22 protein-coding genes are annotated in these 23,590 nt (G+C 66.6%); 8 read left to right on the top strand and 14 right to left on the bottom strand.

Annotated features, from left to right (window positions below; genetic code table 11):
• On the top strand, nt 1-781 hold a 781-nt coding region (locus GM1_RS19865; protein ID WP_008381893.1), incomplete at its 5' end, for an HNH endonuclease signature motif containing protein.
• Between the two features lie 21 nt (nt 782-802).
• Here the strand turns inward: GM1_RS19865 and GM1_RS19860 are convergent.
• The 5 genes from GM1_RS19860 to GM1_RS19840 form a co-directional block, all read right to left on the bottom strand.
• Nucleotides 803-1,978 (bottom strand): MFS transporter, encoded by a 1,176-nt coding sequence (locus tag GM1_RS19860; RefSeq protein WP_008381891.1) that lies wholly within the window; start codon nt 1,976-1,978, stop codon nt 803-805.
• A complete protein-coding gene (locus GM1_RS19855; protein ID WP_008381889.1) occupies nt 1,975-3,105 on the bottom strand; it encodes an alkaline phosphatase family protein in 1,131 nt (376 codons plus the stop codon). Before GM1_RS19855 ends, GM1_RS19860 begins: the two co-directional genes overlap by 4 nt.
• A gap of 39 nt (nt 3,106-3,144) precedes the next feature.
• On the bottom strand, nt 3,145-4,419 hold the full coding sequence (locus tag GM1_RS19850) for a lysine N(6)-hydroxylase/L-ornithine N(5)-oxygenase family protein (protein WP_040520820.1): 1,275 nt from the start codon (nt 4,417-4,419) through the stop codon (nt 3,145-3,147).
• A gap of 114 nt (nt 4,420-4,533) precedes the next feature.
• Nucleotides 4,534-6,309, bottom strand: a complete 1,776-nt coding sequence (locus tag GM1_RS19845) for an ABC transporter ATP-binding protein (RefSeq protein ID WP_008381885.1) — start codon at nt 6,307-6,309, stop codon at nt 4,534-4,536.
• Nucleotides 6,306-8,009 (bottom strand): ABC transporter transmembrane domain-containing protein, encoded by a 1,704-nt coding sequence (locus GM1_RS19840; RefSeq protein ID WP_008381883.1) that lies wholly within the window; start codon nt 8,007-8,009, stop codon nt 6,306-6,308. The genes GM1_RS19845 and GM1_RS19840 overlap by 4 nt, the downstream gene beginning before the upstream one ends.
• 139 nt (nt 8,010-8,148) lie before the next feature.
• On the opposite strand from GM1_RS19840, the gene GM1_RS19835 reads away from it, so the two are divergent.
• Both GM1_RS19835 and panD read left to right on the top strand, forming a co-directional pair.
• Nucleotides 8,149-8,385, top strand: coding sequence for an MbtH family protein (locus GM1_RS19835; protein WP_008381882.1), 237 nt, complete (start codon nt 8,149-8,151; stop codon nt 8,383-8,385).
• A gap of 35 nt (nt 8,386-8,420) precedes the next feature.
• Nucleotides 8,421-8,828, top strand: coding sequence for an aspartate 1-decarboxylase (gene panD, locus GM1_RS19830; protein WP_008381881.1), 408 nt, complete (start codon nt 8,421-8,423; stop codon nt 8,826-8,828).
• A 57-nt stretch (nt 8,829-8,885) separates the two neighbouring features.
• On the opposite strand, the gene GM1_RS19825 is transcribed toward panD, so the two are convergent.
• Genes GM1_RS19825 through GM1_RS19815 form a run of 3 tightly spaced genes read right to left on the bottom strand, consistent with a single transcriptional unit; the run spans nt 8,886 to nt 11,693 of the window.
• A complete protein-coding gene (locus GM1_RS19825; protein ID WP_008381879.1) occupies nt 8,886-9,824 on the bottom strand; it encodes a methionyl-tRNA formyltransferase in 939 nt (312 codons plus the stop codon).
• Nucleotide 9,825: 1 nt separating this feature from the next.
• Entirely contained in the window at nt 9,826-10,071 is a 246-nt protein-coding gene (locus GM1_RS19820) for a phosphopantetheine-binding protein (protein WP_040520824.1), read from the bottom strand.
• 8 nt (nt 10,072-10,079) lie between these two features.
• Complete coding sequence (locus tag GM1_RS19815) at nt 10,080-11,693, bottom strand: (2,3-dihydroxybenzoyl)adenylate synthase (RefSeq protein WP_008381877.1); 1,614 nt, start codon at nt 11,691-11,693, stop codon at nt 10,080-10,082.
• Nucleotides 11,694-11,715: 22 nt separating this feature from the next.
• Between GM1_RS19815 and GM1_RS19810 the strand changes: the two genes are divergently transcribed.
• Nucleotides 11,716-12,366, top strand: a complete 651-nt coding sequence (locus GM1_RS19810; RefSeq protein ID WP_008381875.1) for an isochorismatase family protein — start codon at nt 11,716-11,718, stop codon at nt 12,364-12,366.
• Nucleotides 12,367-12,383: 17 nt separating this feature from the next.
• Here the strand turns inward: GM1_RS19810 and GM1_RS19805 are convergent, their stop codons facing one another.
• The 5 genes from GM1_RS19805 to GM1_RS19785 form a co-directional block, all read right to left on the bottom strand.
• Nucleotides 12,384-13,910, bottom strand: coding sequence for an ATP-dependent DNA ligase (locus GM1_RS19805; RefSeq protein ID WP_008381874.1), 1,527 nt, complete (start codon nt 13,908-13,910; stop codon nt 12,384-12,386).
• Entirely contained in the window at nt 13,910-14,575 is a 666-nt protein-coding gene (locus GM1_RS19800) for a nitroreductase family protein (RefSeq protein WP_008381873.1), read from the bottom strand. Before GM1_RS19800 ends, GM1_RS19805 begins: the two co-directional genes overlap by 1 nt.
• Nucleotides 14,576-14,607: 32 nt before the next feature.
• Nucleotides 14,608-15,222: a hypothetical protein gene (locus GM1_RS19795; RefSeq protein ID WP_008381872.1), complete on the bottom strand. Its 615-nt coding sequence runs from the start codon at nt 15,220-15,222 to the stop codon at nt 14,608-14,610.
• A complete protein-coding gene (locus tag GM1_RS19790; RefSeq protein WP_040520819.1) occupies nt 15,219-16,466 on the bottom strand; it encodes a hypothetical protein in 1,248 nt (415 codons plus the stop codon). The genes GM1_RS19795 and GM1_RS19790 overlap by 4 nt, the downstream gene beginning before the upstream one ends.
• 96 nt (nt 16,467-16,562) lie before the next feature.
• Nucleotides 16,563-17,342, bottom strand: a complete 780-nt coding sequence (locus GM1_RS19785; RefSeq protein WP_008381870.1) for an AraC family transcriptional regulator — start codon at nt 17,340-17,342, stop codon at nt 16,563-16,565.
• 85 nt (nt 17,343-17,427) lie between these two features.
• Here GM1_RS19785 and GM1_RS19780 point away from each other — a divergent pair, with 85 nt between their 5' ends.
• Together GM1_RS19780 and GM1_RS19775 are read left to right on the top strand one after the other, a co-directional pair.
• Nucleotides 17,428-18,222, top strand: coding sequence for a TSUP family transporter (locus GM1_RS19780; protein WP_008381869.1), 795 nt, complete (start codon nt 17,428-17,430; stop codon nt 18,220-18,222).
• Nucleotides 18,223-18,254: 32 nt separating this feature from the next.
• A complete protein-coding gene (locus GM1_RS19775) occupies nt 18,255-19,157 on the top strand; it encodes an alpha/beta fold hydrolase (protein ID WP_008381868.1) in 903 nt (300 codons plus the stop codon).
• Nucleotides 19,158-19,167: 10 nt separating this feature from the next.
• Here the strand turns inward: GM1_RS19775 and GM1_RS19770 are convergent, their stop codons facing one another.
• Nucleotides 19,168-20,349 (bottom strand): PucR family transcriptional regulator, encoded by a 1,182-nt coding sequence (locus GM1_RS19770; RefSeq protein WP_008381867.1) that lies wholly within the window; start codon nt 20,347-20,349, stop codon nt 19,168-19,170.
• A gap of 182 nt (nt 20,350-20,531) precedes the next feature.
• Between GM1_RS19770 and GM1_RS19765 the strand changes: the two genes are divergently transcribed.
• Nucleotides 20,532-22,247 carry an aldehyde dehydrogenase family protein gene (locus tag GM1_RS19765; protein WP_008381866.1) on the top strand — a complete coding sequence of 572 codons (1,716 nt, stop codon included), beginning with the start codon at nt 20,532-20,534 and terminating at the stop codon, nt 22,245-22,247.
• Between the two features lie 3 nt (nt 22,248-22,250).
• The coding region (locus GM1_RS19760) for a GMC family oxidoreductase (protein ID WP_008381865.1) at nt 22,251-23,590 on the top strand (1,340 nt) is incomplete at its 3' end.

The raw sequence follows: 23,590 nt of genomic DNA, 5'->3' as shown, positions 1-23,590 counted from the left end.
CTCGGATGATCCGGATCTGGTTCCGGCGTCGGAGAATCCGGAACTCAATGAGATGTCGTTGTATCTGAGCGACGAAGGACGTGTTGAGGCCACCATGGATCTCGACGTCGTGACCGGTGAGGAATTGAATGCGGCTTTGGATCCGTTGTGCAGGCCGGTCCCGGAACCGGATGGGTCACCCGATCCGAGGTCGGCCCGGCAGCGTAGAGCTGATGCGCTCGGGCAGATCATCCGGACGTACCTGTCCGGATCGGATCGGCCTACCAGCGGTGGTGTCCTACCGCACGCGAGCATCGTGATCCCGGCCTCCGGGGTACCTGGTGATGGGGTCGCCAGGCTCGGGTTCACCGGGCCCGTGTCCCCGGCAACGGTCGCGTTGAGCTTGTGCACCTCCGCGGTCACCAGGATCACCGTCGACGGAGGAGGCGTCCCGCTGGATGTGGGGCGGGAGCAGCGGTTGATGACACCCGGCATCCGCAAAGCCCTCGCTGCGAGAGACTGCGGATGCGCATTCCCCGGCTGCGGACGACCAGTCACCTGGACCGACGCACACCACTGCACGCCGTGGTCAGAAGGAGGCGAGACCAGCCTGGGCAACGGAGTGCTGCTGTGCCGGATGCACCACACACTGATCCACCAGACTGGATGGGAGGTGTTCATCGGCCACGACGGACACCCCTGGTTCCTCGAACCGGCCGACCCGGCACGGCCCGATCGGCCACGGGTGCCGATCAGATCGCATGCCAGGCGAACCATGACCGCCCACCCGGCGGCCGCGTGATTCGCCGCGCCTACGGCCGCGTCAGCGGTTAGGTCGCGACGAGGCCCGCAGGTCCGAAGCACCGACGGCGGCCGCAAGGAGTGCAACGGCGCCCGCGAACACGAGCCCTGCCTCTCGAAGGCCGAGCGGAACGGCGAGGAGCCCGACGCCGACCGCGGGAAACGCGAGCATCATGTAAATGACGGCGAAGAAAGCCGACGACACACCACCGCGAAGTGATGAGGGGACACGTTCGACGGTCGTCGACAACCCGACGTTCATGCACACGCCGCACCCGAGGCCGACCGCAACGGCTGCGGCGATGAGAGGCACCAACACCTCACCGGCCAACGCCCACGCGAGCAGTCCGGCCGACAGCACGAGCACCCCGCAGGCGCCGGGCATCGCCCACCGCGCCGGAATACGCCTGGTCAGAAGTTGTCCGAGGGCAACACAAGTGAAGATCAGGCAGACGATCGCACCGATCGCCGTATGGCTGGAGATTCCCAGGTAACGCACCAGAAAGAGCCCCGTCGTCGCAGTGAGAACACCGCTCGAGGCGAATCCCGCACCGGCGGACAGAGTTCCGCGCGCGAAGGCGCCTCGGATCTCTCGCGGCACAGTCAACCGCTCCAGACGGAGTACCAGACCACCGCGTCGTCGGTCGTCGACGCCGAACACGAGCAGACCGACCATCGCGAGAACTGTGAGACCGAGATGGATGGCGAAGGGCACCACCAGCGGCGACGCACTCAGATCGGCGACAACCCCGCCGAACAGGTTGCCGAGCCCGAGGCCCCCGGAGTTGACCGCGACCGCCAGCACTCCAGCGGTCGCCCGACGCTCGATCGGATACAGGTCGATGATCGCGGCTGTTCCGGTGCCGGTCATCAAGCCAGCGCTCACTCCGGAGAGCAACCGTCCGACGATCAGAGTTCCGAGGCTCGGCGGCACCAAGAACACGGCCGCGCTGAGCACTGCGAACAGGAGCGCAGCGATAAGAACCGGCCGCCGCCCGATCTGGTCGGACACACGACCGAACAGCAGAAGAGCCGCGAACACACCGACTGCGTACACCGCGAAGAGCACCGTCACGGTCAGCGAGGTGAAGCCGAGTCGATCAGAATAGATCGGGTACAGCGCAGTCGGGATCGTGGTCCCGATCATCGTGACGGTGAAAGCGAACGCCGTCACCGTCACGGCCCGGATGTTGATCATCGGTTGCTCACCACCGGCACCAGCTGTTCGTCCGCCGTCCACGCACCATGGTGACCAGGCATCGCGGCTTCGATCGGCTCGGTCTCCGGCCGCACCAGAACCGTGTCGCCTTCGGCTACAACGATGAGGTCGCCGATGCGCGCCCGCACGAGGTCTGACGGCGTCATCGGGCCGAACCAGTGTTCGTCCAACGCCTGTTCGCGGGTGACCACGCTCGCGTGAGAACCCAGAGCACCGGCCCACGCGGCGGCCACGTCGTCTCGATCCGATACGCGGTCGAGGTACACGTGCCGGACTCGCGCCTCGCCTGCGATCAACCGAACTCCCCGGTGCAGGTCCACGTCTGCGTCCAGGTCGACCGCCGTTCCTGCACGGATCATCCCGTGGTCTCCGGTGACAAGCAGTGTGCACGTGCTCGGAAGGTCACAGAACAGATCCGCGACGAAGCTGTCGACGGTTGCGAGAACCGCCAGCCACTCCGGCGACTCGGGCCCATGCAGGTGACCGTTCATGTCGAGGTCGGGATAGTAGGCGTATGCGAAACGACGCTGCGGGCCGTCATGTCTCGCGACGGCCAGTATCCCGTCGCGCAGCTCATCCAGGGTCTTAGCAGGGTGGACGACGCCGGTGGCCCGGAACGCGGCTCGGGTGAGCCCCGACGACTCCTGGTAACCGGGAACGACGTAGTGGACATCGATGTCCGCTGCGGCGAGATCCTGAAGCCTGCTGTTCACAGGCTGTGCGGCCTCGGGGTCTACGAGGTCTCGAGCATCTGGCCCCTGTGCTGAATCAAGCGTCCAGCGCAATGCGTTGAACGTGCGGATGTCCCCCGCGTGCGGCACGGCGAAACTGTAGCCGACCACACCGTGCACCGCGCACGGGGCGCCGACGGCGAGTGTCGTCAGGCTCGTCGCCGTGGTAGCGGGAAATCCTGCCTGCACAACGTGAGCGACATGGGAGTTCAGGGTCGGTGCGATATCCGCGTGACGCGCGATGAGCTCCGCACCGAGCCCGTCGATCAGCAGCACGACCACATCTCGATTCGGTTGCACCGCAAGCGGGTTGGTCTCGTCGAGACCGTACGAGGCGGCAACTGATCCCATGACGTCGGCGAGTGTGCGCAGCATGCCTCCACCCTGACACAGGGCGTTCTCGCCGGCGTCAGTTCAGGCTGTGCGAGAGAATGCTCGCGCAGACAGGACCGAGTCGAGAATCTCGCCGGAACGTATCGCGATGTTCGAGAGCAACGACGACGTGAGCCCATGGGTGTGTTCGGTTCCGCCCTGGGTGTACACAGCTCCGGAGATGGGCCGAGTCGTGACGACGCGGTAGTCACGATCGACTCCCCCGTTCGACTGATCAGGCTCCACGAGGTCGCCGAGCAGGCCGCTCAGGTCTGTGGGAGTGAAGCCGGTCGCGTATACGACGGCATCCACGGCCATTGTCTCCGCTTCTCCGGTGAGCAGGTTCTCGATTGTGACCTGCACGTCGTCATCGGTCTCGTCCGAGCCGACGAGCTTAGACGCACCACGCATGAACAGTCGCCGGTCTCCGTCGACATGTTCGGCGTACTCACGGCGGTACAACTCCCGAATGAGGTCGAGATCGACACACGAATAGTTGGTTGACCGGTGGTAGTTGAGCAGCGAAGCGCGCTGAGTCTCGTCGGCCGAATAGAAATCGTCGACGGCGGCGGCGTCGAAGATCCGGTTCGCATACGGGCTGTCGTCTGCGGGCACATACCCGTACTTGGCGAACACGTTGTGAACCTCGGTGTCCAGATAATTGTCGTGCAGGTACTCGACGACCTCGGCAGCGCTCTGGCCTGCACCGACCACGAGAAAGCGGCGGTGGCGCGTGGACGGCAACCCGTCGAGGTGATCGAGAAGGCGATGATTGTGGAACTGACGAGCCGAGGAGGTGACTCCTTCGGGCAGTGATTCGCGCAGGCCGCCGGCCACGACCACGTTGCGTGCGTTCAGCGTGATCGGCCCGTTCGGTCCGATCGCTTCGACGACGAGGTGACCGTCGGCCTCTGCGACGGCGGTGGCTCGGGTGCCGTAACGAACGTCGGCCGACACTTTCTGCTCGGCCCACCCGAGGTAATCGTGGAACTCCCGACGCGTGGGGAAGAACGTCTGATGGTTGATGAAATGGGCCATCCTGCCCCGGTCCGCGAGGTAGCTCAAGAATGAGAACTCGCTCGTCGTGTTGCGCTGTGTGACGAGGTCTTTGAGGAACGAGATCTGCATGGTCGTTCCGGGGAGCAGCATCCCCGGGTGCCATGCGAACGCATGTTTCGACTCGACGAACGCCGCGGTGAGCTGATCTGCCTGCGGCGCCGTGCTGTTGTGTTCTTCGATCGCGATCGCCAAGCCGAGATTCGACGGCCCGAATCCGATGCCCACAATGTCGATAACGCTTGACGGGTCGGTTCGCATGAGCACGTGTTGCCTCTATCCCTTGAGTCGTTCGTTCATTTCGCCGAACTCACATCGTTCGACCTTTGGTTAGCCTAACCTATATTGCCGGCATTGGCATTCGTGACCTCGGTCTCAGACGTCCCCGCGCCCGTTTGTCCACGCGCGCCAGATGTCGCTGTAACGACCCCCCGACGCCACCAGCTGCGCATGCGGGCCGGATTCGACCACTCGCCCGCCTTCGAGGTGAATGATGCGATCTGCCACAGCTGCCTGACTGAGCCGGTGGGCGATGATCAGCGCGGACCGTCCTGCGAGCACGGCTGCTGCCGAGTCCTCGAGTACGCCCGCGCCGACACTGCCCGCATCGGCCGTGGCTTCGTCGACGATGACGACGTCGGGATCAAGCAGTTCGATACGAGCGAGCGCCAGTTGCTGCGCCACCATCGCATCGACCTGGTGGCCGTGCTCCCCGACAACCGTGTCGAGCCCCGCGTCCAGGCTTCGAACCCAGTCGGCCGCGCCAACGGTCTCGAGGGCACCCCACAGCCGTTCGGTGTCCGCGTCGGGTCGAGCCAACATGAGGTCGTCTCGGAGAGTCCCGGAGAACACGTGGACCTCCTGTGTCAGGAGTGCCACTCGCCGAGCACGGTCGGCGTCCGGAATGTCGAGCACCGGCGTCCCGCCGAGCGTCACCGACCCCCGACCCGCTGGGTGGATGCCGGCGAGGATCGTCGCGAGAGTGCTCTTTCCGGCACCGGACATGCCGACCAGCGCAACGTGCTCGCCCGGCCGAACTGCGACCGAGACGTTGTGGAGGATCTGATGGTCGGCCGAATAGCCGAAGTGAACGCCGTCGGCGACGAGGCCCGTGCCGTCGTCCTGATGTCGACGGTCGTCCGACTCCGTTGCGTCGCGCGGGATGTCCAGAACCCCGACGATGCGACCGAGTGCTGCGGCGCCGGACTGCAGATCGTCGAGCACGTACATGACCTGCCCGATGGGGTCGAACAGCGCGAGAAAGAAGAGCATGGCCGCGGTCGTCGCACCGACGGTGATCGCGCCGTCCCCGACGAGCGCGAATCCGACCAGGAGGATGACGGTCATGCCGATGAACTCACCGAGGTTCAATCGCCCCGCAAGCCTGTTCTGCAGGACCACCGCCTGCATCGAGCGCCGGACCACCGCCCACGAATACGTGTCGATCCGGCTGCTCAGCGGACCGCCGAGGTCGAAGGCACGGACGGTCGGCAACCCCTGCACGGGCCCGAGGACGTGGTGAGCGCGATCAGCTGCCGCGGTTCGTTCAGCGGCGTACACGGCGGGCGCCTGCCGTATGTACATACGCGCGGTCAACACGTACAGCGGCGCAGTGACGACTGCGACAAGCAGGAACCGCCAGTCGATCGCCGCCAGACCGATGACCGTGACGACGACTCCCGCTTGCGCCATGAGCAGTGCGGGCAGCGCCTTCCCGATCGCTTCACTGACTTTGTCCACGTCGTCGGTGGCTCGGGAGAGCACGTCTCCGCTGCCCGCGGCCTCGACCCGCGCCACGGGGAGCCGCAAGACCGTCTCCAGCATCTCCTCGCGCAGGTCGGCGAGCACCGCTTCGAAGACGGTGGCGGCCGCCGCGATGCCGATCCCCGCGCACACGGCGCACGCGACGGCGGCCAGTGCCATCAGCCCGGCACGAACGAGCACCTCCGAAGCGTCTCCACCCGTGGCCACGACGTCGACGATCGAACCCAGCAGGCGCGGCGTGACCAACCCGAAGGCTCCTGAGGCTGCCATTGCGACGACGACCGCTGCCAAGCGAGCCTTGTGGCGCCCGAGATGGATCAGCAAGTGCCTGATCGTGCGCCGCCAGTCGGCGACCGGCAAGTAGACGTGATCGGGCCGGTCGCTCATCTGGTGGCCTCCTGTGCTGTGGCGTCGAGTCGAACTACGGTGTCGGCAGCGGCGACCCACGCCGGCGATTGGGTGAACACGATGGTCGCGGCATCCGATCTGGCCGCGCGCACACGTTCGACGACTGTCGCCTCGGTGATCGAGTCCACTGCTGTCGTCGGATCTGTCAGGACGAGAAAGGCAGACTCGGCTGCGAGTGCTCGGGCCAAGCCGACTCTCTGGCGCTGACCTCCGGACAGCATCTGCCCCGCTTCGCCGACCGAAGTGTCGAGGCCGTCGCGGAGGACTGCGGCCACGTCGTCGCAGGCCGCGGCGAACACTGCCCGGGTGACTCGATCAGCGCCCACGTGACCGTCGTCGGCGACGGCTGCGATGTTCTCGATGACGGAACCCTCGAACAGATGCGGCGTGTGCGGCGCGACACGGACTGCCGCGCGACCCGCAGCCAGTTCGAGGTCGTCGATGTGGACCCCTCCGACTCGAACCGACGAGCCCGACGGCGCCTCTTCGCGCGCCAGTGCCGCGGTGAGCGCACGCGCAGCGGACTGGTCAGCGGTGATCACTGTGAGTCCGCGCTCGGGAACGTCGATGTCGGGGATGTCGTCGTGGCCCCGTATCTCGAGCGACCCCGACGCGTCACGTCGAGCACCGGCGCGAACCCCAGGACCGGCCTGGAGCACCGACAGGACACGCGCGGCACTGGGCACCGCGCCGTTCCACACGGCGCCGAAGTTGGTGCCGATCGCGTTGAGGGGGCCCATGATGAACTGCGTCAGACCGACGACGGTGATCAACTGTCCGAGACCCATCTGCCCGTCGACCGCCATGATTCCGGCTGCCAGACCCACGGCGATGATGAAGATCGACGACACCGTCTGCAGCAGAGCGACGTACGCCCCCTCCGTCCGCATCGCAGCGATCGCGTGGTCGCGGGCCTGCCCACTTGCCGCCCGGTATCGCTTCGCCGCTTCCCCCTCGGCTCCGATGCCTTTGAGGACCCTGAACCCCGCGACGAGATCGCCCGCGGTACCCGCGGCCAATCCGACGGACTCCTGCTGCCGCTCAGTCCTGGACCGCAGCGGGGCGCCTGCGCGGTCGAGGATCCAGAACATCGCCGGCGCGCCGAGCAGGACGGCCACCCCGAGCGGCCACGAGATCCACAGCAGGATCACGCCGGCGACGACGACGGACGCCATCTCCCCGACCGGAAACACCGCGAGAAGCACCGCACGTGACAGGCGTCCGACGTCCGAGGTCGCAATACTCAACGCGGTGCCCGGCAAGCGGGCCGGCCCGTCGGTACCCGCCGGATCCAGCATGCGGTCGGTGACCCGCATCCGGAACTGGTGCTCGATCACGTTGAGCCCGTACACGGCCATCCGGTCGCCGAACCGCCACGTGAACGACAAGAGCGCAAAATCCGCGGCGAGGACCAGCAGCCACCGGAGCAGCGCGTCCCAGTCCTGTGTCAGGACGGCTCGATCGATAGCCAGGCCCATGATCACCGGCACCAGCGCTTCGCCCACGAAGTGCAGGACGACGAGGACCATCGCCGGAATCGTGTAGCGATTGGCGCCCCACATCGTGCGGAGCACAAGCAGACGGGGTGTCGTGTCCGCGTCGACGAGCACGTGGGTGCCGCGTTCGGCCGGACGATCCCCCGCAAGGAACCCAGTCGGGATCATCGCAGTCGGGGTCATCGTCGGTCCTTCGTCTCAGTCGGCTTCGCAGAATCATTGGCCACAAGGTTAGGGTAGCCTACGCTTGAATCAGCGTGGAGCTCGCCCGCTGAACTCGAGTCCGACCGCGCTCGCGAGTCCATCTACGACAGGAGTTCCGTTGTCCACCAATCCGTTCGACGACGAGTCGGGCACGTTCTTCGTGCTCATCAACGACGAGGAACAACATTCACTGTGGCCGTCATTCGCAGACGTTCCCGCAGGTTGGCGCATTGTTCATGGCGCTCCAGACGGCATCGACCGCGCGTCCTGCATCGACTACGTCGAGCAGAACTGGACAGACCTCCGACCGCTGAGTCTGCGCGAGGCCATGGCCGCAGACTCAGCAGCGAACTGAATCGTTCCCACTACCGACCGAAAGGTTTCGACCTAATGAACCGCACCCTTGTCAACGGCAAAATCCATCGCGCCACCGTGACCCAGGCGGACCTGCACTACGTGGGATCGATCACTATCGACGCCGACCTGATGGCCGCCGCCGACCTCGTCGAAGGTGAGCAGGTGAGCGTCGTCGACATCACCAACGGCGCCCGCCTCGAGACCTACGCGATCACCGGAGAATCCGGATCGGGCCGCATCTGCATCAACGGCGCCGCCGCGCACCTCGTAAATCCGGGCGATCTTGTCATCATCATGTCGTACGGCCAGTTCTCCGAGGCAGAGGTCGTCCTGCACGAGCCGAAGGTGGTCCACGTCGACGCCGACAACCGCATCGTGGCACTGGGCAACGATCCAGCCGAGCCGGTGCCCGGCGCCGTCGATCAATTCGCCTCACGCTGACGCACAGGCCCCGGATCGTTCTCGATCCGGGGCCTGCGCTCGCATGCCGACGATGAGTCAGCCGAGGTCTATGTAGCCGCCACGAGTGCCGAAGAAGTCTGTCGCCGACACTTCCGAACCGTCTTCCAGGCGCAGCGTCTCGAACACGATGGCAGCGTCAGGCGAGGTGCGCGACGAACCGCAGACCACAGCCACTCCCCCTTCATAGGGCACGGTCACTCTGCCGGGGGTGCCGCCGAATCGGCCCGTAGACACATGCGCCTTCAGCACGCGGACGTGCGCGCCTCGGAACGTGAAGTGCGCGTTCGGATACGGGTCAGACTGTGCCCGCACCAGCAGTTCGATGTCGTCGGCGCTCGAGGTGAAATCGATACGCGATTCGAGGTCGGAACGCTTGTGGAAGTACGTCATGGACGCCGGAGCCTGCACAGTCTCGCGCAGAGTTCCGGCTGCGAGGTCGGAGAGTGAACGGACCACAAGCGGCTCGATCAGGTCCATCGTCGCGAGGACCAGTTCTGTCGTGGTGCTCGTCGGACCGACGGGAACCGCCTGCTGCGCGACGATCGGACCGGTGTCCAAGCCCTCATCCATGCGGTGAACGGTCACTCCGACATGAGACTCCCGATTGAGGAGTGCCCACAGGATCGGCGAGAACCCCGCGTAGCGCGGAAGAAGCGAATCGTGGATGTTGAGCGTGCCGTGTGTCGGCGCGTCGTAGATCTCACGAGGCAGCCAGGTCCGCCAGTTGTTGGCGACGATCAGGTCCGGCTCAGCCGCCACCACCGCGTCGATCAGCTCCTGGTCCGCGCGTGTCGCCACATGAACGGGCACGCCGTTGGCACGCGCGAGGTCCTCTACAGAGTCGGCCCACATCTGCTCGTACGGGTGATCGCTCGCCGGGTGAGTCACCGCCAGTGCCACCTCATGATCGGTGCCGAGCACCGCGGACAGCGTCCGATGGCCCCAGGTCTGGTAGCCGAGTGTCACGACTCGCATGTCACACCCGCCCGGTCAGTTCGCGAACCCACGCGCCGACCTCTGGCACTTCGGCGAGGGTGACGAGGTCGACGTCGACGGACCCGTCCGCTCGCCATCTCTCGACCAGCGACATCAGACGCACCGAGTCGAGCCCCATGTCGAGAACGTTGACGTCGTCGCCGAGTTCGTCGGGCCCCACTCCGAGCATCTCGGCGAGATCGTCGACGATCCGTTCACGTGTCAGTGTCGATTCACTCGCTGTCATGTGGGTGTTCACCTTTCATCCGCCGCGACCGTTCGCGGCTTGTTCTGTTCGGTCAGGATTTCGCGCAGTCGACGCCTGCTCACTTTTCCGACTCCCGTCTCGGGGAACCCGTCGACCACGACGACACTGTCGGGCAGTTTCCAGTCGGCGAGTCCTCGATCACGCGCGAACGCCCGCAGCATCGGCAGGCTCGGCGGCTCGCCGGAGTCGACGGCGATCACATACGCGCAGGTCCGCTCGCCGAGGTACTCGTCGGCGACGGCGACGACGATCACGTCTCGGACTGCCGGGTGTTCGAGGAGATGCTCTTCGAGTTGCTCCGCGGACACTTTCTCGCCGCCTCGATTGATGCGGTCGCCCCCGCGCCCGAGCACCACGAGATCACCCCCGTCCGTGATCTCGACGACATCGCCGGTGCGGTACCAGCCGTCGGGCGCGAACGACGCCGGGGCCGCGCCGTTCCAGTAGCCGCGAATCGTGTACGGACCTTGGACCTCGAGGAAACCCGGACCCTCGGCGACGGCCGCCCCATCGTCGTCGACCAGTCTCAGCTGGTCCAGCGGCGACATCGGCCTGCCCTGCGTCCGGGTCACGACGTCGATCGGGTCGTCGAGCCGGGTGTAGCAGACGAGCCCTTCCGCCATGCCGAAGACCTGCTGCAACGTGACGCCGAGCGCGGGGCCGATCCGGCGGGCGAGTTCGTCTGGGCAGCGCGCCCCTCCGACCTGGATCGTCTCCAGACTGGAGATGTCCTGGGTCGTGCCTCGCTCAGCCGTTTCGGTCCACAGCCGAGCGAGGGGCGGAACGAGTCCGACCATCGTCGCGCGCTCGCTTTCCACCAGCGGCCACGCCGCCGACGGCGCCGGGGACGGCGACAGCACGACAGTTCCGCCTGCGTAGAGCGCGCCGAGGATGCCTGGCGACGACATCGGAAAGTTGTGTGCGACGGGCAGGACGACCAGGTACACGGTGTCGCCGGAGACTCCGCACACTTCGTTGCTCCGCCACACGCTGTACAGATAGTCGGCATGGGTGCGGGGAATCAGTTTGGGCACGCCGGTGCTGCCTCCCGAGAGCTGCAGGAACGCAACGGACTCCGGCTCCGACCGCGGGTGGCCACACGGGTCGGTGTGCAGCGATTCGAGGGTGTCGATCGGTATCAGGCGCCGAACTGTGTCGACCTGGTCGGCGACGGTCTGGGCCAACGCCGAGTGATCGAATCGATCGTGCACCCGAGGATGAACGATCGCCACCACGTCAGCAGCACGTGCGATGCCGACGAGTTCAGCCTCCCGGTGCGCGGGCAGACCGAAGACCGGCAGTGCGCCGAGTCGGAACAACGCGAACACGGTCTCCACGAATTCGATCGCGTTCGGCATCTGGAGCAGGACGCGTTCGCCGGGCTCGATTCCGAGTGCGGAGAATCCTGCGGCGAGGCGTCCGACCCGTAGGTCGAGTTCACGGTAGGTGCACGACCGATCCACGTCGACGACAGCGGTGCGGTCGGCGATCGACGGATCCGATGCGCGTGCGGTCAGCACATCGTCGAAGGTCTCGGCGCACCACAGCCCCTCGGATCGATACTGTTCGGCGAGTTCAGAGGGCCAACTGGTGAAGGTCACAAGGTAAGGCTAGCCTAATGGCATGGCGATTCCATCCATCACCCCGTACCGAATCCCGCTCGGCCCCTTTCCTGCTCGCGTGGAGTGGGATCTGGCCGCCGATCGGACAGCCCTGCTCATCCACGACATGCAGGAGTACTTCATCGACGCCTACCAGCGTAACGAAGAGCCGATGTCGACGGCCTTGGCGAACATGGTCCGCATCCGTGAGGCGGCCGAGGAGTCCGGTGTCCCGGTGGTCTACACGGCCCAACCCGGCGATCAGCATCCCGCTCGGCGCGGCATTCTGCGCGACTTCTGGGGAACGGGCCTCGTGTCCGGGCGCGACGAGCAGATCGTTCCGGAACTCGCGCCTCGCGACGGCGACATCCAGGTGACCAAGTGGCGGTACTCGGGTTTCGCCCGAACCGATCTGCGTCAGCTGCTCGCCCATCACGGACGCGACCAGCTGATCGTGATCGGCGTGTACGCCCACATGGGGTGCATGATCAGCGCGACGGACGCCTTCATGAGCGACGTCGCACCGTTCTTCGCCGTTGACGCCATGGCCGACTTCAGCCGTGACGAGCACGAGATGGCTGCCGACTACATCGCCAAACGCGCGGGCCTGGTCATGACGACCGATTCGATCGTCGAGGCTCTCCTGACGTCCCGGACCCGCGCCACCGCCTGAGCGGCCCGCCACTCGTTTCAGCCGGGCAGCAGCTGTCGTATCGCGCCGATGGTGTCGGCCTCGGACGGCGGTTTCGCGTCGACGCCGGTGCGATACCGCTTGACACGAGCGAATCGGAGCGCTGCCCCTCCGGGATATCGAGTCGACCGTTGCACACCGTCGATGGCGATCTCGACGACCGTCTCGGGGCGGACACGCATCACGTGGCCGTCGTCGCCGGTGGCGATCGTCGGGAAGTGAGAAGTCTGCCAACGCAGAGTCTCGTCGGTGAGCCCTTTGAACGTCTTGCCGACCATGACGAACCCGCCTGGCTCACCGAACTCGCCGTCGGGGTCGCGTGCTCCCAGGTGAAGATTCGACAGCCAGTCCGACCGGCGGCCCGAACCGTGTTCGACGGCGAGCACCACGAGGTCGTAGGTGTAGACCGGTTTCACCTTCACCCAGTTCGCACCGCGCCGTCCGGCCGCGTACACCGAGTCGAGTGACTTCACCACGATCCCCTCGTGGCCGCGCGCCAGGGCCTCGTCGAGCACGGCCTGCGCCGCAGCCGGATCTGCGTCGGGCAGGACCGACCCGCCGATGACGTGGTCACCTGCGACCCGCGCGAGAACCTCGCGTCGTACGGACAGCGGCTCGTCGATCAACGACCGTCCTTCGCCGTACAGGACGTCGAAGAACCACACGTGCAAAGCGGAGGCGGCATCCCGGCCCAGCCCGCTCATCGTGTCCTGGAAGGGACGCGCGGCACCGGACTCGTCGAGTGCAAGCGTCTCGCCGTCGAGCACCAGGTCACCTCCGGGGAACGTCGCTACCAGCGCAGCGATGTCCGGGACTCGGTCGGTGATGTCGGCGAGGCTCCGCGTGTAGGCGGTGACCACACCGCCTACACGGTGCACTTGGAGTCGCGCTCCGTCGAGCTTGTACTCGACGGACGACGCGCCCATGCCCGTCGTCGCTTCTCCCGCGCTCGGAGCCGATCCGGCCAGCATCGGCTGGACGGGAACACCGGGCGTCAAACCGACCTCGGTGAGGTCGTCACCGGACAGTGCCGCGCGGACGGTGCCGCCCAGGTCACCGCTGAGCATCACTGCGCGACGAACGATCTCTTTCGGCGTGTCCGTGGCCAGGGCTGCGGCGTCGACGAGCACACCTTCCAGGGCTCCCGTTCGCATCTCGCCGATCATGACTCGCAACAGATAGTCCTGTTCTGCGACGTCGGCTCGGCCGAGCAATCGGTCGAGCGTCTGTGCACGCACGGCAGCCGATCCGGTGCCGTGCGCTCCGACTAGCGTCGAGAAGGCCTCGTCCACGTCGCTCACCGTGAGCACCGACCCGGCCCCGGGCTCCGGTCGTGCTTTGTGCACGGTGCGCCACCCGATACCGAGTCGACCTTGGCGAGGGCGCCCGAGGAGCAACCCGACTGCGGCGGCGACCTCCGACGGTTCGAGTCGTCCGATGAGATCGGCCAATGTCTGCGTCTTCGTGAGCCGGGAGCGTGTGGCGGCGACGGTCGACGACGCCGCGACGAGGCCGTTGAGCAGCATCAACGACCAAACGCCGAGCCGTCGAACTTCTCTCGCGTCACGAACGCCTCGACCTCCGCACGACGCAGCCGAGTCAGTTGTCTGACCGGTCGGCCCAACGGGACCACTGCCGCGAGCGCGTGATGCTCCGGAATCCCGAGAAGTTCCCGGACCGCGGGCTCCTCGGCCACTGCCATCGTGGTGATGGTGCCGCCGAACCCTGCCGCCCTCGCGCCAGTCAGGATGTTCCAGATCAACGGATACACGGACCCTCCCGGGACCACCGCGATGCGGTCCAAGTCGGCGTCCAAGGCCGCCACCGATGCCAGGTCGACCGTGACCACGAGGACCACCGGTGCATCGGCGATCGGCGCGACGAACGCCCCGAGACCTCGAACTGCGTCCAGTTCCGACTGGGTGACGGCCGTCGGGTGCACGGGATTCCACGGATTCTCCCCTGCCGCCTTCTGCGCGAGGTACCGGCGACCGCCGGTGCGACTGAGGTCGGCCAGCGCCCGTTTGGTCACCGGATCCCGGATCACCACGACGTGGGCGCCCTGGCGGTTGCCGCCGCTCGGCGCGAACCTCGCGGTCTCGAGAATCCGGTACAGGTCGTCGTCGGACACGTCGTCGGCGGTGAAGTCACGTGCGGCGAACGTCGTGCGGACCACGTCGTCGTATTCCATGGTCCGATGGTCGCACCCAGACGAGCCTGACGCTACCGCTTGGTGAACGCGATCGTTCCGCCGCTCGACGGTGGCTTCGCGGACGTGCCCGGACCGAGGAAGTCTCGGCCGATCCACACTGTCGAGGTGAGTCTCCGGTACTCTTGTGTGCTGATCATCAGGCCGCCGAAATCGCGGCTGAAATCGGCCGTCCACGTCGGTCGCCGATCTGCGAACGACCGTGGCGCGAAGACCACCGGGCCTCCCGCGTCTCTGCCCGTGATGTAGTTCTTGTACACCCACGGCTGGCCTTGAGGTCCTTTCGCAAACGTCAGCCCGTCGCCGAGCTTCGACTGCGTCGTGGTGAAGATCTTCGAGTCCTGGTAGTCGTCGACACCGTTCTTTCCCTTCTGCGCGGGAAGCAGGTAGAGACGGTAGCGACCCGGTTCGGGAAGCGTTCCCGGGGCCGCGGAATCGAAGAGGTCGAGAATCTGCTGACTTGTGCAGTGATCCATCAGGCTGTCTATCGTCGTCGCAGCGCTGGCGTCGTCGATGACGCACCTGCCGTCCGGATCGCCAGGAGCCGCCGACGCTACGCCCGCCGAGGCGAGAGCCACGACGCCGACTAGCGGGACGAGCACCATCCGCATGAGTGCTGACTTGGTCATTTCACGGTCACCTTCGTCTGGTCGAGAATGCTCTGCGCAAGCGGCCCGAGGTTGAACAGGACACGGTGTTGCTGCAGCTGACGATCGTACGGCGTACGCATGTAGGCGGCGAGGGCGTCCCAGTTGTGCGCCACCTGCCACTCGTACTTGGGCAGCAGCTCGGCGTTGATGTACTCCCAGCGCGACACGAAGACCGACCAGTTCCACGAGGGCAGCGGTGTCGTGACCCGCACGGTCCGACCCGCGACTCGTGTGGTCACGTCATACGGTCGATGGGCCCTCATCGGTCGGACCCCGGCCACGGACGGCGAACCGACGATCGTCGACGCGTACGTCAGCGCATCACCTACCGGCGCCCGGTACGCTCTCGTCTCGTCCCATTGGCGCGCGACCACGGCCTCCTGCTCCCGACGGAGAAGTGCGCCGTTGCCCGCCGAGATGCGGGCGGCGTCCCCGGATGCGATGTCGGTGAACGCATCGAGGACGTCCGTCGGGTACAGCCCTGTTCGGACGAGCTCGCGGACGGCATCGAGACCTCCGTCGACGTAGGCGGTGTGCAGCGGCATCAGGTCGCCGAAGATGTTCTTCTGCATCACGAGGATCTGTCCGATCACCGCGGTGATGTCGGCGGGTGTGATCGTCGCACCGACCTCCGCGAGCGCGCGCACGCCGGCGGGCAACGCCGCGACCACTCGGTCACCACCGGCAGCCGACGACCTGCGGACGATCTCCGCCATGACCGGTTGGAGCCGGGAGATCTCGAACACCCGCCCGCCGAGTTCGAGGTCGATGAGTCCTCCCCCGAAATCGGCCCCGACCTGGCCTGCCATCCCGGCCCATCGAAGTTCACGATGAGCGAGCTGGAGATCCTCGTAATAGCGGTACGAGCGTTCGAGATTGGTCAGGTTCGCCGTCGCCCCGGCTCGAGGATTCCATTGCGCGAGATCGATACCGGCCTTCTCCGTGGTGCGCACCAGCCAATACGTGTACAGGAGTGCGCCGTACCGTGATGGAGCGAGTGCCTCCGACCGGGCCTGGGCGAGCAGGGGACGGATCTGAGAGCTTCGGTGCGGGAGATCGGGATTGGGAGCTCCGGCGCCGTGCGACGCGTCGCGATTGGGCAGCGGCGCGTCCAGATACCGCGCGAGGACCTCGGATGTCGGCGACGCGATCACCGATCCGGTCGGTGTCAGCGCACATGCCATGAGCGCAACGCTGATCACTGCCGTGATTCTTCGCTTCATATCGCCTCGATCCGTCGTCTGCCGTCCCCTTTTCCCAGCGACGTGCGGCGGCCAGACTACGACAGACTCGCCGAACGCCACCAACCGAGGCACGGATCAGACGTCGCCGTCCCGTCTTGCCCCGCGAAACGCAGACGGCGGCGATCCCACGGCTTTTGTGAACGCCGCGGTGAACGAGGCGGGCGAGGAGTATCCCAACCGAGCCGACACTTCGGTGACGGTCTCGGTGACCAGCATCGGGAGTGCCGCCAGGAGACGAGCCCGAGTGCGCCACACTGCAGCGCTGACGCCCGTCTGCTCGCGGAACCTGCGGTCGAACGTGCGTGTGCTCAGCGACACCGTCGCTGCCCAATCGCCTGTGCTCACGCCGACGTCCGGCTTCGCGATGTAGGCGCGGCACAGCCCGCGGAGCGGTTCACATTCCGGGAGCACGACGTCGAACGGCGACGGCGCGAGGACGCTTATCTCGTGCAGCATCAAAGCGATGAGCGTCGAGTCGCGTTCGGACCGAGGACTGTCCAGGGACAGCCGACCGACCGCCCCGAGGATCTCGCGGAGCAGCGGTTCCACCTCGATCACCATGCACGACGCTGGCCACCACGGCACCGCACCGGGGTCGATGTACACACTCCACGTCGACACGCCGTGCATGTGCACTCGATGTGGAGTGCTGGGCGGGATGAGAACGGCGCGTTCGGCCGGAACGATCCACCGGCCGTCGTCGGTCTCGACGTCCATCACCCCGGTCGATCCGTACAACAACTGCGCCCGACGGTGGCTGTGCCGCGGAAGAACGGCATCCGAGCCGTAGTCGGTCCCGACTGGGAGCACGTCGATCGGCAGGTCTTCGTAGTCGTCGATCGTCAGCCTGGACACGACTCCGATACTAGTGGCCGACACTCGAAGGTGATTGGCGCACTATCGATTGCCCGCCTTGAGTGTCGTCGACTGAAGTGGAGACATGACAACAGTCGCACTCCTGATCATCGGCGCCACGGTGGGTGTCACCACGGTTCTCTTCGGATTCGGAGGCGGATTCGTGACCGTTCCCGTGATCACGATTGTCGACGCCTCGTTCGGTGGTGACGCGATCCGGATTGCGACAGCGACATCAGCGCTGGTGATGCTCGTGAACGCAGCGGTGGCGACGGCATCCACGAATCGCCGTGTGCTCGCGGGGTTGGGCGGTAGGGCCGGGCTGTTCGGACTGCTCGCCCTCGGCGGAGCCGCGGGTGCGTGGGCCGGCCGACTCGCACCGGACTCGTTGATCACCTGGGGCTTCGTCGCATACGTCGCCGCGACGGTTCTCGATCTGGTGGTCCGACCGGGTTTCGTGCGCACGCCGCGGGCGTCCACGCTCGGAGGCACCGGGACGGACGGCATGTCGACGTGGACGGGCATCCCGATTGGAACTGTCGCCGCGTTCTTGGGCGTCGGCGGGAGCGTCATGACAGTCCCGCTCCTGCGACGAGCCGGGTCGACGATGTCCGACGCCGCCGCCCTGGCCAATCCGCTCACCCTCGCGATCGTCGTTCCTGCGCTCGTCGTGTCTCTCTCCGAACGATCCGTTGCGACTCCGGCGCCGGGCCTTGTGGGATCGGTTGACGTCGGGGCCGCCGCCGCGCTCCTCGCGGCGTCGATCCCGGTCGTGGTCGTCCTTCGACGCCGACCGCCTCGGATTCCCGATCGTCTCCACGCGATGGTCTACATCGCACTGTTGGTCGCTGCCGGCGGGGTCGTCGCGACCGTGCACTGACCGTGCTTCCCGCCGTCGGCCATGATGGACTCATGACGACACGTACCGGAACGGTTCCCGGCGACATCGACCTGTGCTTCGAGGAGTTCGGCGATGCGACTGACCCTGCGGTCCTGCTGATCATGGGCCTGGGTGCCCAGATGGTGCACTGGCGGACGGAGTTCTGCGAGAAGATCGCCGCCGCCGGATACCACGTGATCCGGTTCGACAATCGCGACTCGGGGCTGTCCGACAAGCTCGACGGGGTGCACTCCGGCGGCGCTCCACTGCCGATCAAACTGCTGCAGTTCTTCGTCGGAATACCGGTCTCGGGGTCCGCCTACACACTCACAGACATGGCCGATGACGCACGCCGCGTCCTCGATCACCTCGCCATCGACCGTGCTCACATCGTCGGAGCGTCGATGGGCGGCATGATCGCGCAGGTCTTCGCCGCCGATCACCCCGACCGCACACTGTCGGCGACGGTCATCATGTCGAGCAACAACCGCCCGTTTCTACCGCCGCCCGGTCCCCGCCAGATGCTGGCGCTGATCTCCCCTCCCCCGAAAGACGCAACACGCGAACAGCTCATCGAGCGCAGCGCCCGAATGTACGGGATCATCGGGAGCCCGGTCTTCCCCGCACCGCTTGACGTCGCCATCGCCAATGTCACCGAGTACATCGAACGCTGCTACTACCCGATGGGCTTCGCCCGCCAGTTCGCCGCGATTCTGGGGTCGGGCCGCCTCGACGGGCACAACCGTCGGACGACCGCACGAACACTGGTCCTCCACGGCACCCACGACAAGCTGATGCGACCGTCCGGTGCGCGGGCGGTCGCGACGACGGTGCCCGACGGTCGACTCATCATGGTCGACGGCATGGCCCACGACCTGCCGGAACCGCTGTGGGATCAGATCGTCGGCGAGTTGACGGCGCACTTCGCGAACTGACCGCGCCTGTTCAGCCTGCGCGCAACTGCACTGCCCTCAGCGCGACGTACAGTTCGGCAGACTGCGCCGGATCGGTGGTGTCTCGACCAGTCAGGTCGCTGATCTTTCGCAGCCGGTAGCGCACCGTGTTCCGATGGCAGAAGAGGGTGTCGGCGACCCTCGTGGCCGATCCGCCGCAGCGGAACCACGCGTCGAGGACGGCGAGCAGGTCGGAGCGCTCGGTGTCGGGCAGACCGAGGACCGGTCCGAGGATCTGCGCGGCGGCCACGTCGCTTGCCGCGGTGTCGGATGCCAGCAGGTGGGCGATAGGGTCGTCGCCGAACCGTGTCACGCCTCTGCTCGCCGCGCCCGCAGCGCTGCGTGCCTCAGTGAGCGCGGACACGATCGACATCGGGGACGTGAACAGCGTGCCGATCCCGACCCGCCCGCCGGTCGTGGCGCCCACGTGGTCGGCGGCCCGGTACGCGTCATCGGCGGTCGGTGCGATGACGAGGCCCACCACTGAGTCGACGTGCATGTCCCATGCCGACTGCACACCGAGCGCCGCCACTCCCCGACGCAGGCTCGCCGGTGTCAACGCCGTCGGATCGCAGTCGGCGACGACAACACCGAACACTCCGGATTCAGGGAGACCGAGTCCGCGCATCGCCTCCAGAAGTCGAGACGGATGGCCGGAGTGATCGTCGAAGAGCGACCGCACGAGCCGCGCCGCCCGCATCTCGTCAGCCCTGGTCAGGTCGATCTCGGTGTCGTGGTAGGCCTGGACGGCAGCATCGGAGTAGGTGTCGACGATCTCCCACAGGTCGGCGGCGACTCCGCTCAACTCGATGTCGCCGGGACCGTCGGCGAGTTCGGTGATCCGGTCCCAGAGCGCTCGTCCGCCGAGGCGAAACGCCCGCAGCAGCGAGGAGATCGGGATGCCGAGTTCGGCTTTGAGCCGACCGGCGGCGTGTGCGGGACGCAGGTCGATCCGCGAACGATCCGCAAGCGCCTCGACCATCGCGTGCAGGTTGCCGACGCACGCCTCACGCAATTGCTCGGCCGTCAGCATCGTCGCCTCGGAGTAGTACGAATCGGACGCCACGATCGCACTGATCAACGAATCGATCACCGTGTCGTCGCCTGCACGCACCTCGACTGCCACTCGTTCGGCCAGGTTCCGAGCCTCGGGTGCGATCAACACAGAAGTCATGGACGTGAGCCTAGCCCCTCGTGGTGACGCGCACCACGATCAGTTTGTGCGTACGCACAAACTTGGGTGCCGAAACAGCGGCGTCGGCACATATCCTCGCTGCCTCCGCACATGGTCGAATGGACGCACACTGCGCCGAGCCCGAAGATCACGGCGCACCTCACCGAGACGGAGCACCCCCCGTGGCATCCACGACCGCCGACCAGTCCATCGCCGCCGTCGACCGAGCGATCGTCGACCTCACCGAGGGCGAACGCCGTTGGGCCGCACTGTCGCTCACCGAGCGGGCCGACCTGCTCGACACGGTGCGCGACCTCACCGTCGCTCATGCGGGCGAATGGGTCGACGCCGCGATCACGATCAAGAAGCTCGATCCGACGTCTCCGCTCGTCGGCGAGGAGTGGATGTCGGGGCCGTACGCGTTCGCCGGTGGCCTCGGCGTGGTCGCCCAGTCGCTGCGCGCACTCGCCGCAGGCGACAGCCCCCTGGCGGGCGCCACGTTCGGTGAGGCGTCAGGGCACATCACCGTGCAGGCGATGCCCGCGGGACTGAACGACATGCTTCTGCTCAGCGGATTCTCCGCTCAGGTATGGCTTCAGGAAGGCGTGACCCGAGCCGATGCTCTCCGCGACGCCGGGCTCGCGCAGCATCACCCGGAGCAGACCGGCGGTGTCGGAGTGGTGCTCGGCGCGGGCAACATCATGTCGATCGCGCCCCTTGACACGCTCTACGAGCTCGTCGCGTTCAATCGTGTCGTCGCACTCAAGCTGAATCCGGTCACCGACGCACTGCTGCCGACGTTCCAGACCGTCTTCGCTCCGCTGATCGAACTCGGCGCGGTCCGGATCCTCACCGGTGGCGCCGACGTCGGCAAGCTGCTCGTCGAGCACACCCGTGTCGCCCACGTGCACATGACGGGTAGCGCGATCACGCACGACGCCATCGTGTGGGGCACCGGACCGGAGGCCGCAGAACGCAAGAAGGCGGGCACTCCCCTCCTCTCGGTCCCGGTGACGAGCGAACTCGGCGGTGTGTCGCCGACCATCGTCCTTCCCGGCAAGTGGTCGCGCGCGGACATCGAGTTCCAGGCCGCCCACGTCGCCACGCAGCGCCTCCACAACGGCGGGTACAACTGCGTGGCTTCGCAGTCGGTGATCGTGTCCGCCGACTGGCCGCAGCGCGACGAGTTCCTCGCCGCCTTGAAGAAGGCATTCGACACCGCACCGGCTCGACCTGCGTACTACCCGGGCAGCGACAGCCGTGTCGACGGCGCGGTCGCGACGTACCCCGAAGCGGGGCGTTTCGGCCCAGGCGGAGGACGTGTCCTGGTCGAAGGGTTGGCAGCCTCGAAGGACGAACCGCTCTTGACCACCGAGTACTTCGCTCCCGTCCTCGGCGTCGTTGAGCTGCCCGGAGTCGGAGCCGAATTCGCACGCGCCGCAGTCGACGCCGCGAACACCCAGTTCGCCGGGACACTCGGCGTGAATCTGATCGCGCACCCCAAGACGATTCGCGAGCTCGGCGCCACGTTCGACGACCTGATCGCCGAACTGCGGTACGGCACCATCGCCGTCAACGCCTGGACCGGTCTCGGCTTCCTGACGCCCACCGCGACGTGGGGCGCCTTCCCCGGCCACACGATCGACGACGTCCAGAGCGGCATCGGAGTGGTCCACAACGCGTGGCTCATCAATCGCCCGGAGCGCACGGTGATCCGCGGGCCGTTCCGCCCTGCACCGCGATCGGTGATCCACGCCGAGTGGGCGCTGTCACCCAAGCCGCCGTGGTTCGTCAACAACCGTTCGTCGGCGACCACGGGCCGTCTCCTCGCGCAGTTCGCGGGCGCACCGAGCCTCGCCAAGCTGCCATCCATCGTCGTCTCCGCACTGAAGGGCTGACACGTGAGCATCCCCACGCAGACCGAGTACATCGTCGTCGGAGCGGGTTCGGCAGGCGCAGTCGTCGCCGCGCGTCTCGCCGAACGAGGACGGGAGGTTGTGCTCCTCGAGGCCGGCCCGGAGAAGAAGGACAAGTTCACCGCGATCCCCGCGGCGTTCTCCAAGCTGTTCAAGTCCGACCTGGACTGGAACTACCAGACCGCGGCCCAGCCCGGACTCGGAGGCCGCAGCATCTTCTTCCCTCGCGGGAAGGTTCTCGGTGGGTCGTCGTCGATGAACGCGATGATGTGGGTCCGCGGCTTCGCCGCCGACTACGACGCGTGGGCGCAGGCCGCAGGCGACGAGTGGGGCTACGCGAGTGTGCTCGAGTACTTCAAGCGGATCGAGGCCGTCGAAGGCTCGAACGACCCCGATCACGGACGCAGCGGCCCGCTTCACGTGTCCAGGCAGCGGAGTCCGCGCGAGTACACCGAGATGTTCCTCCAAGCCGTCGAGAAGGCAGGCTATCGGCGCGAGCCGGCGAACACGGCGTCACCCGAGGGCTTCACCGAGACGATGGTTAACCAGCATCGCGGCGCTCGCTGGAGCACCTCAGAGGCGTACCTCGATCCGGCGCGCAGCCGCAAGAACCTGACGATCGTCACCGGTGCGCTCGCCCGCAAGGTGGTGTTGGACGGGACCCGCGCCGTGGGAGTCGAGGTGAGCCACGGCGGACGGACACAGACGATTCGCGCGTCACGCGAGGTGATCCTGAGCGGAGGAGCGATCAACTCCCCGCAGTTGCTGATGCTGTCCGGCATCGGCGCTGCAGACCAGTTGCGTCCCCTCGGTCTGGACGTCGTCGTCGACGCGCCCGACGTCGGCGCGAACCTCTCCGACCATCTCGTCTCGATGTTCGGCTATCGGGTCCCGTCCGGCACTCTCGCCGATGCGGAGAAGCCTCTTCAGCTCATCAACTACCTGGCTCGACGACGCGGGATGCTCACGTCGAACGTCGCCGAGGCGTACGGGTTCTTCCGGTCACGCGATGATCTGGAACTGCCCGATCTCGAGATGATCTACGCTCCCGCGCCGTTCTACGACGAGGGCATCGGCGAACCTGATGGGCACGGCCTGGTCGCGGGCCCGATCCTGGTCGCACCGAAGAGCCGCGGGACGGTTACCCTGACATCCGCCGATCCGACGGCCAAGGTGCTCGTGGACCCCAAGTATCTGTCCGACCCCGACGGCGCCGACCGTGCCGCGATGCTTCAGGGCCTGCGCGTGGCCCACACGATTCTGCACACCGAACCGATGCGCAGTGTGATCGGAGACATGGCCCGCCCCAGACGTGCGGCGTCGAC

The organism is Gordonia malaquae NBRC 108250, assembly GCF_000344135.1.
Lineage (GTDB): Bacteria > Actinomycetota > Actinomycetes > Mycobacteriales > Mycobacteriaceae > Gordonia > Gordonia malaquae.
Note: the sequence above shows the minus strand (reverse complement) of the source record. Positions and strands in the feature narration are given on the sequence as shown.

Excerpts from the sequence above, each read along its gene's own strand:
- GM1_RS19805 (WP_008381874.1), bottom strand. The coding sequence starts at position 13,910 with ATGCTGCTCAACGGCCTCGTCGCGGCGTCGTCGACCGTCGCCGCCACA.
- GM1_RS19790 (WP_040520819.1), bottom strand. The coding sequence starts at position 16,466 with ATGAAGCGAAGAATCACGGCAGTGATCAGCGTTGCGCTCATGGCATGT.
- GM1_RS19810 (WP_008381875.1), top strand. The coding sequence starts at position 11,716 with ATGGCGATTCCATCCATCACCCCGTACCGAATCCCGCTCGGCCCCTTT.
- GM1_RS19770 (WP_008381867.1), bottom strand. The coding sequence starts at position 20,349 with ATGACTTCTGTGTTGATCGCACCCGAGGCTCGGAACCTGGCCGAACGA.
- GM1_RS19800 (WP_008381873.1), bottom strand. The coding sequence starts at position 14,575 with ATGGAATACGACGACGTGGTCCGCACGACGTTCGCCGCACGTGACTTC.
- panD (WP_008381881.1), top strand. The coding sequence starts at position 8,421 with ATGAACCGCACCCTTGTCAACGGCAAAATCCATCGCGCCACCGTGACC.
- GM1_RS19780 (WP_008381869.1), top strand. The coding sequence starts at position 17,428 with ATGACAACAGTCGCACTCCTGATCATCGGCGCCACGGTGGGTGTCACC.
- GM1_RS19855 (WP_008381889.1), bottom strand. The coding sequence starts at position 3,105 with ATGCTGCGCACACTCGCCGACGTCATGGGATCAGTTGCCGCCTCGTAC.
- GM1_RS19795 (WP_008381872.1), bottom strand. The coding sequence starts at position 15,222 with ATGACCAAGTCAGCACTCATGCGGATGGTGCTCGTCCCGCTAGTCGGC.
- GM1_RS19845 (WP_008381885.1), bottom strand. The coding sequence starts at position 6,309 with ATGAGCGACCGGCCCGATCACGTCTACTTGCCGGTCGCCGACTGGCGG.
- GM1_RS19825 (WP_008381879.1), bottom strand. The coding sequence starts at position 9,824 with ATGCGAGTCGTGACACTCGGCTACCAGACCTGGGGCCATCGGACGCTG.
- GM1_RS19850 (WP_040520820.1), bottom strand. The coding sequence starts at position 4,419 with ATGCGAACCGACCCGTCAAGCGTTATCGACATTGTGGGCATCGGATTC.
- GM1_RS19820 (WP_040520824.1), bottom strand. The coding sequence starts at position 10,071 with ATGACAGCGAGTGAATCGACACTGACACGTGAACGGATCGTCGACGAT.
- GM1_RS19775 (WP_008381868.1), top strand. The coding sequence starts at position 18,255 with ATGACGACACGTACCGGAACGGTTCCCGGCGACATCGACCTGTGCTTC.
- GM1_RS19840 (WP_008381883.1), bottom strand. The coding sequence starts at position 8,009 with ATGACCCCGACTGCGATGATCCCGACTGGGTTCCTTGCGGGGGATCGT.
- GM1_RS19860 (WP_008381891.1), bottom strand. The coding sequence starts at position 1,978 with ATGATCAACATCCGGGCCGTGACGGTGACGGCGTTCGCTTTCACCGTC.